General features: G+C 29.9%; 12 protein-coding genes. 10 read left to right on the forward strand and 2 right to left on the reverse strand.

Annotated elements, in window-relative coordinates:
• Window positions 1-167 precede the first annotated feature (167 nt).
• From cdaA to yihA, 8 genes are read left to right on the forward strand one after another with little or no spacing between them, the layout of a single operon-like run.
• Window positions 168-983, forward strand: a complete 816-nt coding sequence (gene cdaA, locus HMPREF2852_RS07580; protein ID WP_004838061.1) for a diadenylate cyclase CdaA — start codon at window positions 168-170, stop codon at window positions 981-983.
• Window positions 976-1,908 (forward strand): CdaR family protein, encoded by a 933-nt coding sequence (locus HMPREF2852_RS07585; protein WP_070607321.1) that lies wholly within the window; start codon window positions 976-978, stop codon window positions 1,906-1,908. Before cdaA ends, HMPREF2852_RS07585 begins: the two co-directional genes overlap by 8 nt.
• Window positions 1,908-3,236, forward strand: a complete 1,329-nt coding sequence (locus HMPREF2852_RS07590; RefSeq protein ID WP_070607324.1) for a CCA tRNA nucleotidyltransferase — start codon at window positions 1,908-1,910, stop codon at window positions 3,234-3,236. The genes HMPREF2852_RS07585 and HMPREF2852_RS07590 overlap by 1 nt, the downstream gene beginning before the upstream one ends.
• 49 nt (window positions 3,237-3,285) lie before the next feature.
• Window positions 3,286-4,620, forward strand: a complete 1,335-nt coding sequence (tig, locus tag HMPREF2852_RS07595; protein WP_070607327.1) for a trigger factor — start codon at window positions 3,286-3,288, stop codon at window positions 4,618-4,620.
• A gap of 33 nt (window positions 4,621-4,653) precedes the next feature.
• Window positions 4,654-5,241 (forward strand): ATP-dependent Clp endopeptidase proteolytic subunit ClpP, encoded by a 588-nt coding sequence (gene clpP, locus HMPREF2852_RS07600; RefSeq protein WP_004838066.1) that lies wholly within the window; start codon window positions 4,654-4,656, stop codon window positions 5,239-5,241.
• Between the two features lie 2 nt (window positions 5,242-5,243).
• On the forward strand, window positions 5,244-6,452 hold the full coding sequence (clpX, locus tag HMPREF2852_RS07605) for an ATP-dependent Clp protease ATP-binding subunit ClpX (protein WP_070607328.1): 1,209 nt from the start codon (window positions 5,244-5,246) through the stop codon (window positions 6,450-6,452).
• Between the two features lie 43 nt (window positions 6,453-6,495).
• A complete protein-coding gene (gene lon / locus HMPREF2852_RS07610; RefSeq protein WP_070607331.1) occupies window positions 6,496-8,826 on the forward strand; it encodes an endopeptidase La in 2,331 nt (776 codons plus the stop codon).
• Entirely contained in the window at window positions 8,823-9,410 is a 588-nt protein-coding gene (gene yihA, locus HMPREF2852_RS07615) for a ribosome biogenesis GTP-binding protein YihA/YsxC (protein WP_070607334.1), read from the forward strand. The genes lon and yihA overlap by 4 nt, the downstream gene beginning before the upstream one ends.
• A gap of 83 nt (window positions 9,411-9,493) precedes the next feature.
• Here yihA and HMPREF2852_RS07620 read toward each other — a convergent pair whose 3' ends face one another.
• Window positions 9,494-10,066 (reverse strand): xanthine phosphoribosyltransferase, encoded by a 573-nt coding sequence (locus HMPREF2852_RS07620; RefSeq protein ID WP_026074055.1) that lies wholly within the window; start codon window positions 10,064-10,066, stop codon window positions 9,494-9,496.
• A 103-nt stretch (window positions 10,067-10,169) separates the two neighbouring features.
• Between HMPREF2852_RS07620 and HMPREF2852_RS07625 the strand changes: the two genes are divergently transcribed.
• Both HMPREF2852_RS07625 and HMPREF2852_RS07630 read left to right on the forward strand, forming a co-directional pair.
• Window positions 10,170-11,456: a M18 family aminopeptidase gene (locus HMPREF2852_RS07625; RefSeq protein WP_070607336.1), complete on the forward strand. Its 1,287-nt coding sequence runs from the start codon at window positions 10,170-10,172 to the stop codon at window positions 11,454-11,456.
• Between the two features lie 9 nt (window positions 11,457-11,465).
• Window positions 11,466-11,765, forward strand: coding sequence for an MTH1187 family thiamine-binding protein (locus HMPREF2852_RS07630; protein ID WP_004838072.1), 300 nt, complete (start codon window positions 11,466-11,468; stop codon window positions 11,763-11,765).
• 59 nt (window positions 11,766-11,824) lie between these two features.
• Here HMPREF2852_RS07630 and HMPREF2852_RS07635 read toward each other — a convergent pair whose 3' ends face one another.
• Window positions 11,825-13,150 (reverse strand): NCS2 family permease, encoded by a 1,326-nt coding sequence (locus HMPREF2852_RS07635; RefSeq protein WP_070607339.1) that lies wholly within the window; start codon window positions 13,148-13,150, stop codon window positions 11,825-11,827.
• Window positions 13,151-13,229: the final 79 nt, after the last annotated feature.

Here is a 13,229-nt window from a genome sequence, read left to right on the forward strand (position 1 = left end):
CGTATGATATTCTTAGCATGAGGGTTTGTATACTTTGCTAAAAAATTTCCCAAAAAAATTTTAAATATAAAAATTTCAAAAAATTTAAATTTTATTTCATTTAAGCCTTTCCTTTCTACAAAATTTTATAATAAAGTATATAATATAAATAGACTTAGGAGGTAGACATGTCTTACATAGATAATTTTGTAGCGTATTTATCGCTAATTAGGATTACAGATATAATTGATATAACGCTTATTGCTTTTATTGCATATAAATTGTTAAAGCTTCTCAAAAATACTAGAGCTGAACAAGTTATGAAAGGATTTATTTTTGTTTTAATTTTTGCATCAATTGCTGATATTTTTAAATTAAATACTGTTTCATGGCTTATGAATCAATTTTTTACTGTTTCTTTGGTATTTATAATTGTAGTTTTTCAACCAGAATTAAGGTCTGCTTTGGAAAGAATTGGTAGGGGACGAAGCTTTTTTGTTAGTGATTCTTACAATAAGAATGAAAGATCTATTGATGAAATTGTTTCTGCTATGAGCTCCTTGTCTAGGCAAAAAATTGGTGCTTTGGTGGTTATTGAAAGAGAAGTTGGACTTAATGATATTATTGAAAGTGGAACTAATCTTTCTGCTGAAATTTCTAGCGAACTTTTGATAAATATTTTTATTCCCAACACACCTCTCCATGATGGAGCAGTTATAATTCGTGATGATTTGATTGAAGCGGCAGCTTGTTATTTGCCATTAACTACAAATAATACTTTGTCAAAAGAACTTGGCACTCGTCACAGAGCAGCTATTGGAATTAGTGAAAAAAGTGATTGCCTTGTCGTTGTTGTTAGTGAGGAAACTGGAACAATTTCTATAGTAAGCAATGGTGTTATAAATAGATATTTTGATGATGAGTCTTTAAAAGATAGGCTTATGAAAGAGCTAAGAGATGATGAAAATAAATTGAATTTTAAAAGGAGGATTGAAAATGAATAATAAAAATGACAGAAAATTGATTGTTTTATCAATTCTTGTCGCTGTCATTATGTGGGCTTTTGTAATGACTTCAACAAATCCTTCCTTATCAAAAACTATAAGAAATGTCCCTTTAACAATCAAAAATCAAGAAGTAATGCAAAAAGATGGCTATGCACTGGTTGGTAAAGATGAGGTGGCAAGTGTAAATGTAAAAGTTGAAGGTTCAAGATCAGATCTTGCATCTTTGTCAGCAGAAGATTTGGTTGCAAGCATAGATTTGGGCGTTCCAACAGAAGGAATAAAAACTTTAAATGTAAATGTTGATGTTCCGTCAGGAATTAGGATTGAAAGTGTAAGTCCGTCAAATATTAATTTGAAAATGGAAAAAATTGTAAAAAAGGATTTGACTGTAGATATAAAAATTTCTGATAGGCTAAAAGAATCAAAAATTATTAATGTAAGCGAGCAATCTACCAAAAAAATTACTGTATCTGGCCTTAGAAATTATGTTGATAAGGTTGATAAAATTGTACTAAATATAAATGAAGAAGAATATCTTGATGGAAAAATTCATGATATTGGAGTAAAACCCGTAGATAAAAATGGAAAAACTGTAGAAAATGTAGATTTGTCACAAAATGATGTGTCAATTTCTTTTGATGTTCTCCAAAGTAAGGAAGTGGGCGTAGAATTAAATTACGATAATCTTCCAAAAAATATGCAAATTGAAGAAAGTAAAATTTCTCCAAACAAGGTTATAGTAAAGGGAGAAAAAAGTATAGTTGATAAAATAAGTGCAATAAAAACTAGAGAAATCGACCTATCAAATTTGAAAAACGACGAATTTGAGCAAAGAGTAGAACTTGAAATCCCACAAGCTGTAGAGCTAAATGAGGGAGATTATTTTGTAAATGTCTATGTGAAATTAGGAAAGAAAAATTAATGTCCTATAAATATTTAGTAAAAAGACTTGAAGATTCTGGTTTTGAAACTTATCTTGTAGGCGGAGCGCTAAGGGATAAGCTTTTGGGAGAGAAAATCCACGATATTGATTTGACAACAAGAGCTAGACCAGATCAAATAATGGAAATTTTTTCTGATATGAAACTAATAGATATAGGGAAAAAATTTGGAACAATAAAGGTTATTTATAAATCCAATGAATTTGAAATTACAAGTTTTAGGGCTGAATCTTTATACAAAGACAAAAGGCATCCTGATAAAATTTCCTTTTCAAATACAATTGAAGAAGATTTAAAAAGAAGAGATTTTACCATAAATGCCATGGCAGAAAGAAATGGCAAGATAATAGATTTATTTGATGGGAAAAAAGATTTAGAGGATAAGATAATAAGAGCTGTTGGCAATCCTTACGAAAGAATAGAAGAAGATTATCTAAGAGCTTTAAGGGCAGTAAGATTTGCTACAGTTTTGGATTTTGAAATTGAAGAAAATTTAAAAAATGCAATAAAAAATAAGAAAAATAATATAGAAGAAATATCAAAAGAAAGAATTAGAGATGAAATTGATAAAATTTTATTATCTAAAAATCCATCAAAAGGGATTAGATTATTAGAAAAGCTTGGTCTTTTGGGATATATATTTCCAGAAGTTAAAAAAATGATAGGCTTTAACCAACATTCCTCCCACCATAAATTTGATTTATTTGAACATTCTATGAAAGTATTGGATATGACGCCGGCAAATTTAAAAACAAGAATGGCAGGGCTTTTTCACGATACAGGAAAAATTGATACATTTTTTCTTGATGAAAATGGAGAGGGTAGATTTTTTGGACACCAAGAAATATCAAAAGAAATAATTAAAAATAGACTAAAAGATTTAAAATATTCCAAAAAATTTATTGAAAACACCTCACTATTGGTAGAAAGGCACATGGATAATACCAATACATACACAAAAAAATCTGTAAGAAAGCTTTTGAGAAAAGTTGGAGATGAAAATATTTACGATTTGTTTGATCTTCAAAAGGCAGATGTTCTTTCGACAGTTCACGATAACACAGAAAATATTTTAAATGCAAAAAAACTTTTAGAAGAAATTTTAAATTCAAATACTCCAAGACAAAAAGATCAAATTGATTTTTCTGGCAATGATTTAATAGAAATGGGATTTAAAGAGGGAAAAAAACTTGGAGAGATTTTAAATGAAGTTTATAGTTTGGTAATGGATGAAAAATTAGAAAATAAAAAAAGTGAAATTGTTAAATATATAAAAAATAAATACAATAATCTTGATAGAAATTATTAGAAGTAGTATATTAAACTAATGAGTATGTAGTGTTTTAGGAGGCAAAACGATGACAGAATTAAAATCACATGAAAATAATATAGCAAAATTTGACTTAGTAGTAGCTGCTGAAGATTTTGAAAAAGCAGTTAATAATGTTTATAAAAAAAATAAGTCTAGATATAGGGTAGATGGATTTAGAAAAGGAAAAGTTCCAAAAAGAATTATTGAAAAAATGTACGGAGTAGAAGTATTCTACGATGAAGCAATTCAAGAAGTTTTCCCAGAACCTTATAACAAGGCAATTGATGAATTAAATCTTGAAGTAATAGATCAACCATCAGTTGATTTTGACGATATAGAAAAAGGAAAAGACGTTGTATTTAAAGTAGAAGTTGAAACAAAACCACATCCAACACTTGGAGATTATTCTGAACTTGAAGTTACAGAAATTCCAACAGAAGTTACAGATGAAGATGTAGAACATGAATTAAAACATCAACAAGAAGAAAATGCAAGAATTATTCCAATAGAAGACGGCGAAGCTCAAGATGGAGATACAGTAAATATCGATTTTGATGGTTTTCTTGATGGAGAAAGATTTGAAGGTGGAAAAGCTGAAAATCATGATTTAGTTCTTGGATCAAAATCATTTGTTGGCGATTTTGAAAAACAAGTTGAAGGACACAAAGTTGGAGAAAAATTTGATGTAAATGTAACTTTCCCTGAAGATTATCAAGCAAAAGAATTCCAAGGAAAAGACGCAAGATTTGAAGTGGAAATCAATTCAATTTCAAGAAAAGAACTTCCAAAAATTGACGATGAATTTGCAAAAGATATTTCTGAATTTGAAACATTAGAAGAATTAAAAGAAGATACAAAGAAAAATCTTAAAGAAGATAAAGAAAAATTTGTAAAAAATCAAATTCAAAATGAAGCAATCAAAGCTTTGGTAGAAAAATCTGAAGTAAATGCTCCAGACCCATTAGTAAACCAAGAAATTGATCTTGAAATGCAAAATCTTGACCAAAGATTACGTCAAATGGGAATTTCTTTACAACAATATATTGAAATGACAAAAATGGACATGTCTGCAATTAGAGATCAATATAGAGCTGTTGCAGAAGATAAAGTAAAAGCAAATCTTGTAATGGACGAAGTTGCTTTGAAAGAAAATATTGAAGTAAGTGATGAAGAAATAGAAAATGAAATAAAAGATGCTGCTAAACAATATGGAGTAGACGATTACGAAAAATTCAAAGAAATCTTCGAAAAGAATGTTTCTAGAGATACAGTTATAGAAAATGTTAAAAGAAGAAAAGCTGTAGAACTTCTAGAAAAAAATGTAAAATTAGTTCCAGCTAAAAAAGAAGAAGAAAATAAAGAAGACGAAAAGGAAGACTAGTAATCATAAACTCCAAAAAGATAAGGAGATTTTATGAACGCAAAAAACTTTTTAGTTCCTACAGTTATAGAGCAAACAAATAGGGGCGAGCGTGCTTATGATATTTACTCAAGATTATTAAAAGATAGGATTATTTTTCTAACAGGTCCTGTTGAAGATGGAGTAAGTGATATAATTATTGCTCAACTCTTATTTTTGGAAAGCCAAGATCCAAACAAGGATATTCAATTTTATATAAATTCACCAGGTGGAGTAGTTACAGCAGGACTTGCAATCTATGACACAATGAATTATATAAAACCAGATGTATCTACAATTTGTATAGGTCAAGCTGCATCAATGGGAGCAGTTTTACTTTCATCTGGAGCAAAGGGAAAGAGATTTTCTCTTCCAAATTCAAATATCCTAATCCACCAACCATCAGGTGGAGCTCAAGGTCAAGCAAGCGATATTCAAATTCAAGCTGAGCAAATTTTAAAAATGAAAAAAAGATTAAATAAAATTTTGGCAGATAATACTGGCCAAAGTATTGAAAAAATTCAAAAAGATACAGACAGAGATTTTGCTATGGATGCTTATGAAGCAAAAGAATATGGCTTAATAGACAAGGTAATAGAATAAGTATGGGTAAAATGGAATTTGAAGAAAATAGATGTTCCTTTTGTGGGAAAAGCGCTGATGAAGTTGATAGATTAATTGCAGGACCAGATGCTTTTATTTGTAATGAATGCATTGAGCTTTGCTCATCAATTATTCAAAGAGAAGAATTAGTTGAAAACAGCCACATGGATATTGATCTTGCCACACCAAGTGAGATAAAAGATTATTTGGATCAATATGTAATCCAACAAGAAATGGCAAAAAAAACTTTATCAGTTTCAGTATATAATCATTACAAAAGAATAAATTCAAATTATGATAGCAAAGATGATGTTGAGCTACAAAAATCAAATATTTTGATGCTTGGACCAACTGGTTCTGGAAAAACTCTTCTTGCTCAAACACTTGCCAAGAAATTAAATGTTCCATTTGCGATTGCAGATGCAACAAGTTTAACTGAAGCAGGATATGTTGGAGAAGATGTAGAAAATATAATTTTGAAATTAGTTCAAGCTGCTGATTATGATATTGAGCTTGCCCAAACAGGAATAATCTACATTGATGAAATAGATAAAATAACTAGAAAAAGTGAAAATCCTTCAATAACTCGTGATGTTAGTGGAGAAGGAGTTCAACAAGCACTTTTAAAATTAATTGAAGGAACTGTTGCAAATGTTCCTCCACAAGGTGGAAGAAAACACCCAAGCCAAGAATATATCCAAGTTGATACAACAAATATTTTGTTTATTGTTGGTGGAGCCTTTGATGGAATTAAAGATATAATAAAACAAAGAACCAACAAAAAATCAATTGGTTTTGGTTCAGAAGATAGTGAAAATAAAGAAGTTTCTTTGGCAGACGTTACTACGGAAGATCTTTTGAAATTTGGATTAATTCCAGAATTTATTGGAAGAGTTCCAATAGTTGTTTCACTTGAAGATTTGGATGTAAATAGTCTTGTAAAAATTTTACAAGAGCCAAAAAATTCTCTATTAAAACAATATCAAAAATTATTTGAGCTTGATGGAGTAAAATTAACTTTTGAAGATGAAGCAGTCAAAGAAATTGCCGAAAAAGCCTTCAAGCAAGAAACAGGTGCTAGAGGACTTAGGACAATTTTGGAAGATTTGCTTTTGGATGTAATGTTTGAAATTCCTTCAAAAGATCATATAAAAGAAGTTATTGTATCAAAAGGTGCTATAAAAGATAAGAAAAAATTAATATACAAATAAAAAAGGGAGACATTGGGCTCCCTTTTTACTACAAGGAGATAAAATGAGCTTTATCTATAAAATAGATACAAAAGAATATCCGATGGTTCCTGTTAGGGGCTTGTGGGCTTTTCCTGATACAGTAGTCCACTTTGATTGCCAAAGAGCAGTTTCAAAAAAAGCTGTAGAAGATGCTTTGTTAAATGAATCTGAAATTTTTTTGGTAAATCAAAAAGATATTTTAGAAGATAATCCGAAAAAAGAAGATATTTATGATTATGGAACAATTGCAAGCATAAAACAAACTTTTAATTTGCAAAATGGAGAGCTTAGGGTTTTGATTGAAGCAAAATCTGTTGGAGAAGTTTTGAATGTAAAAATTGAAGATGGATTTTTTAAGGCAGAAGTTAAAGAATATATTTTCGATGAAGAAAATTTTGAAAGTAACGAAAATATAGAAGCCTTGAAAAAAATGTTGGTTGAAGATTTTAGATCTTATGTTTCAATTGACAATTCTATTCCACCAGAAATTGCTTTTTCTTTGGTAGAAATTGAAAATATTGATAAACTTGCAAATTTAATAACATATTATCTTCCTTTAAGTCCAAAAGAAAATTATTCCCTTTTAAAAGAGCTTGATATTGAAGAAAAACTTATTAATCTTCATAGGCTAATTCAAAAAGAAATTGAGCTAAAAGACTTGTCAAAAAAAATAGATTCTAAAGTTCAAGAAAATATTAATAAGGGACAAAAAGAATATTATCTTAGGGAAAAACTTGATGTTGTTAAAAATGAATTAAATGATTTGACAGGAAAAGATTTAAATGAGGCAGATGCCTTTAGGAAAAAAATTAAAAAATTAAAAATCGACAAGGAAGATAAGGAAACTTTATTAAAAAGTATTGATAGACTTGAAATGATTCCAGAAATGAGTCCTGATTATGGAGTTATAACTTCTTATCTTGATTTTGTAATTTCTCTTCCTTGGTCAAAAAAATCAAAAGATAATTTGGATATAATTCATGCAAAAAAAGTTTTGGATGAAGACCATTATGGGCTTATGGAAGTCAAGGAAAGAATTCTTGAATCAATTGCTGTAAGAAAGAAAAAAGGAAATAATCAAGCTGCAATAATTTGCCTTGCTGGCCCTCCAGGAGTTGGAAAAACTTCTATTGCAAAATCAATCGCAAGAGCTTTAAATCGCAAATTTATTTCAATGCGTTTGGGTGGAGTAACTGATGAATCAGAAATAAGAGGACATAGGAGAACTTATGTTGGAGCTATGGCTGGAAGAATTTTATCAAATATATCAAGAATAAAAGTAAAAAATCCTGTATTTTTGCTAGATGAAATTGATAAATTAGGATCGGATTTTAGGGGAGATCCATCATCAGCCCTTCTTGAAGTTTTAGATCCTGAACAAAACGATAAATTTATTGATCGTTACCTTGATATAGGTTTTGATTTATCAGAAATATTTTTCATAACAACAGCAAATGACATTTCAAATATTCCTCCAGCCCTTTTTGATAGGCTTGAAATTATAGAAATTTCTGGCTACACCCAAAGGGAAAAGGAAGAAATTGCCAAAAGATATTTGATAAAAAAAGAAATGGAAAACAACGGTCTTGAAAAAAATGATTTGAATATTTCAGATCCAGTTATAGAAAAAATTATAAAATCCTACACAAGAGAAGCTGGAGTAAGGTCACTTGAAAGAAATATTGCAAAAATATGTAGGCGTGCTGTAAAAGAAATTCTTGAAGGCAAAGATAAGGTCAATGTTTCTATGAGAAATTATGAAAAATATCTTGGCAAGGAAAGATTTTTTGAAGACCAAAGACTCAAAGAAGATAAAATTGGAATTGCAAATGGACTTGCTTGGACTCAAGTTGGTGGAACAATTTTAACAATTGAAGTAAATGCCATGGACGGCAAAGGTGCAAATTTATTTACAGGAAGTCTGGGAGATGTTATGAAAGAATCAGCTCAAGCTGCAATTTCATATTTGAGAAAAAATTCAAAAGATTTAGGTATTGATCCAGATTTTTATAAAAATAAAGACATTCATGTTCACGTTCCAGAAGGAGCGACTCCAAAAGATGGCCCATCAGCAGGAATTACAATGACAACTGCAATCGCCTCAGCTCTTACAGGAAAAAAAGTAAGATCTGACCTTGCAATGACGGGAGAAGTTACAATTACTGGAGAAGTTTTGCCAATTGGAGGACTTAAAGAAAAAGCCCTTGCAGCTTATGCTTATGATATAAAAAATGTAATTATTCCAAAAGAAAATGAAAAAGATATTGAAGATATTGATAAGGAAGTTAGGGAAAAAATAAACTTTATAAAAGTATCAAAAGTTTCAGAAGTTTTAAAGGAAGCTTTGCTATGAAAATAAAATCAGTAAATTTAGATCAAGTTGCAGGATTTCCCTCCCAATTTCCAAATGATGATTTTGAAGAAATAGCCTTTGCAGGAAGATCTAATGTGGGAAAATCTTCTTTTATAAATTCATTTTTGGATAAAAAAAATCTTGCCAAAACTTCATCAAAACCAGGCAAGACCAAAACCATAAATTTTTATAAAATAAATGATAAATTTAGGCTAGTCGATCTTCCAGGCTACGGCTACGCCAAAGTTTCAAAAACAGAAAAAGAAAAATGGAATAATTTAATCCACAAATATTTATATGAAAGAGAAAATTTAAAAGAAGTTTTTCTTTTGGTAGATATAAGACATGCTCCAACAAAACAAGATAAAGAAATGTATGATTGGATAATAGATTCTGGCTTTACAGGATTTGTTATAGCAACAAAATACGATAAAATTCCTAAAACACATTTAAAAAAACACATAAAAGAAATAATGAAAACTTTAAATATTGATGATGAAGGATTGATTTTTGCCTACTCGTCAATAACATCTCACAATAAAAATGTTTTATTAGAACAAGTTGAAGTAATAGTAAATTCATAAATTTAAATTTTAAAATCTCACGCAAGTGGGATTTTTTATTTTGAAAATTTTAAAATAAAAAAGATGGCAAAAGCCATCTTAGATTAATCTATAAATTCTATTTCTTTTCCGTCCATGTGAGAAATTCTTGCAAGAGAGTAAACATCTATGCCCATATCATCAAGAAGTTTTCTTCCGTCTTGGTAGGATTTTTCTATAACTATTCCAATACCAGCCACATTTGCGCCAGCTTGTTTACAAATTGCAACCATAGCCTTGGCAGCTTGACCATTTGCCAAAAAATCATCTATCAACAAGACATTTTCATTTTCGTGTAAGTAATCCTTGCTTACAATAAGTCTTTTCATTTCTTCTTTTGTATAAGAATAGCAAGTTGAAGAAAATGTATTATCATCGGTTGTAAGTGATTTTTGTTTTCTTGCAAAAACTACATCGCAATCAAGGACAAGACCTGTGATAACCGCTGGGGCGATTCCTGATGATTCAACTGTCAAAATTTTATTTATATTTTTGTCTTTAAAATGTTCAGCAAATTCTTCTCCCATTTCCTTTATTAATTTTGGTTTTATTTGATGATTTAGAAAAGAATCGACTTTTAAAATATCTTTGCCAAGAACCTTACCATGGCTTAATATTACTTCTTCTAATTTTTTCATTATAAACATTTACCTCCGTACTCTTTTTATTATTATAAAGCAAAGTTTAACAAAAAGTCAAAATTCACTTTTATAAAGCAATCTATAGGGTAATATATATTATATGAATAGAAATGAAATAATCAATGACTTAATAGAATTTATTGACCAAAGTCCAATAAATTATTTTGCTGTCAAAAATTCTATTGATCGTTTAGAAAAAAATGGTTTTAAAAAACTAAATGAAAATGAAAAATGGAAACTAGAAAAAGGCGGAAAATATTTTGTAAGTCGTGACGATACAGCTTTAATTGCTTTTAGTGTGGGAGATGATCCAAGAAAGGGGTTTGACATTATTGGATCTCACACAGATTCTCCAACTTTCAAAATAAAATCAAATCCAGAAATGACTTCAAATGGATTTTTGAAATTTAATGTTGAAGGCTATGGGGGAATGATTGTATCTTCTTGGTTTGATAGAGACTTGTCCCTTGCGGGAAAAGTTGTTTTTGATCAAGAAGGAGAAATTAAATCAAAACTTGTAAAAATTGATAGGGATCTTTTGACAATTGCAAATTGTGCTATCCATATAAATAGAGAATTAAATTCTGGATATAAGTACAATATGCAAGATGAACTTTCTCCAATTATTAAAACTATTGAAGATGATTTTAAAAAAGATGGATTTTTACAAAAATTATTGGCAAAAGAAATTGGAATTGATGAAAAGAAAATAATAGATTTTGATTTGGCACTTTTTGATAGGCAAAAAGGATCTCTTATGGGAAGTGACGATGAATTTATTCACATTGGAAGACTTGATAATCTTGCAAGTGTTCACCAAACACTAACAGCTTTAATTAATAGTGAAAATAAAAAATTTAATATGTGCGTATTAAATGACAATGAAGAAATTGGCTCAGGCACAAGGACAGGAGCATCTTCTCCATTTTTGGATGAAATTATGGAAAGAATCGTAATGAATTTAGGCTATGACAGGGAAGATTATTTTATTGCCCTTGCAAATTCATATTTAATTTCAGCAGACCTTTCTCACTCAATTCATCCAAACTATAGTAATTTATTCGATTCTACAAATAATACAAGAATAAATATGGGTATAGGAATAAAGGTAGCTTCTAATGGTGCTTATACAACAAATGTAGAAACTAGGGCAAGATTTTTAAAGCATGCAAAAAATGTTGGGGCAAAAGTTCAAACTTTTCACAACAGATCTGACAAGGTCGGTGGCTCTACAATTGGTCCAATAGTTTCTGCGAAATCCGGAATAAAATCAATTGATGTAGGAACGCCAATTCTTGCCATGCATTCAATAAGAGAGCTTGGCGGAGTAGATGATCACATAGAAGCAATAAAAATATTTGAAGATTTTTACAATAAAAAATATTAGGAGGATATTATGGCAGTTATAGAATTAACAGTAGTACCAATAGGAACAAAAGAAACTTCAGTTTCAAAATATGTAGCAGGATGCGAAAAAGTTTTGAAAGAATACGAAGATTTGGAAGTAAGATTAAATCCAATGGGAACAGTAATTCACGGAGATATAGACAGAGCCTTTGAAGCAATCAGAGCCTGTCAAGAATCAGTTTTTAAAAATGGAGCAGATAGAGTTTATTCAGTAATAAAAATAGATGACAGACGCGACAAAAAAGCAAGTCTTGACCAAAAAATAAAATCAGTTGAAGATAAGATGTAAAATATTTTATCTTAATTTAAAAATTCCCCAAAATTAATGGGGAATTTTTGTTTGCTTATTTACGAAAATAATGGAAGTAAATATCTTAGTAAAAATACTAAGGCAAGTACATAGACAAGTGGTGAAACTTCTTTTCCTTTTCCTGTTAATAATTTTATGCTTGCGTATGAAATCATTCCAAAGGCGATTCCTTCTGCTATTGAGTAAGCAAATGGCATCATTATTATTGTCATAAAGGCTGGGAATGATTCTGTGAAATCTCCAAAATTTATATCAACAATTGAATCTATCATAAATAATCCTACCATTACAAGAGCAGCTGCTGTTGCTTGAGCTGGAATTATTGTGATTAATGGATAGAAAAATATTGATAGGAAAAAACAAAATCCTGTTGACAAGGCAGTTAGTCCTGTTCTTCCACCTTCTGCAACTCCTGTTGCACTTTCTACAAATGTTGTTACAGTTGATGTTCCCAAAAGTGCTCCAAGAGTTGTACCAATACTATCTGCAAAAAGTGCACGTCCAGCATTAGGCAACTGTCCATTTTCATCTAACATTTTTGCTTTTGTTGCAACTCCTGTAAGTGTTCCTATTGTATCAAATAAATCTACAAATAAAAATGCGAATACAACAGAAAACATTTCTAGTGAAAATATTGATGAAAAATCTAATTTGAAAGCAATTGGACTAAGTGATGGTGGCAATTGAATAATTCCGCCTTCTGGGAGCTTGCTTACTCCTGTAAATAGGGCAATAATTGTAGAAATTACGATTCCTATTAACAAGGCTCCTTTTGTTTTTCTTGCAGTTAAAACTGCCATAATCAAAAGTCCTATAAAAAATATAAAACTTTCTTTACTAACTAAATTTCCAAGTCCAAGTCCAACATCATTTTTTACAATTACAGTAGAATTTAATAAACCAATTAGAGAAATAAATAATCCTATTCCTACTGATACTGCAGTTTTTAAACTTCTTGGTATGGCATTAAAAATTGCTTCACGTACATTAAAAAATGTTAAAAATACAAAAATAATTCCTTCAATAAAAACAGCTGCTAGAGCAAATTCCCAACTTTTTCCCATAGTCATTACAACTGTGTAGGTAAAAAATGCGTTTAATCCCATGCCTGGTGCAAGGGCAAAAGGAAGGTTTGCGTAAAGAGCCATAATTAAAATTGCAATTATTGATGCAATTATTGTTGCAGTAAATACTGCGCCCTTATCCATTCCGGCATCTCCCAAAATTTGTGGATTTACTGCCAAAATATATGACATAGTCATAAATGTTGTAATTCCTGCCATAATTTCAGTTTTTACATTTGTTTTTTTCTCTTTTAATCTGAAAATTTTTTCGGCAAGTGATTCGTTCGAATTTTTTTCCATAATTCCTCCTTTTTTTCGAGCATATTATATCATAATTACTTTAATTAATCACTTTATTTTTTTATAAATTTCTCATATA

Origin of the sequence: Anaerococcus sp. HMSC065G05 (genome assembly GCF_001812365.1) — a bacterium.
In the GTDB taxonomy this organism is placed as follows: domain Bacteria; phylum Bacillota; class Clostridia; order Tissierellales; family Peptoniphilaceae; genus Anaerococcus; species Anaerococcus vaginalis.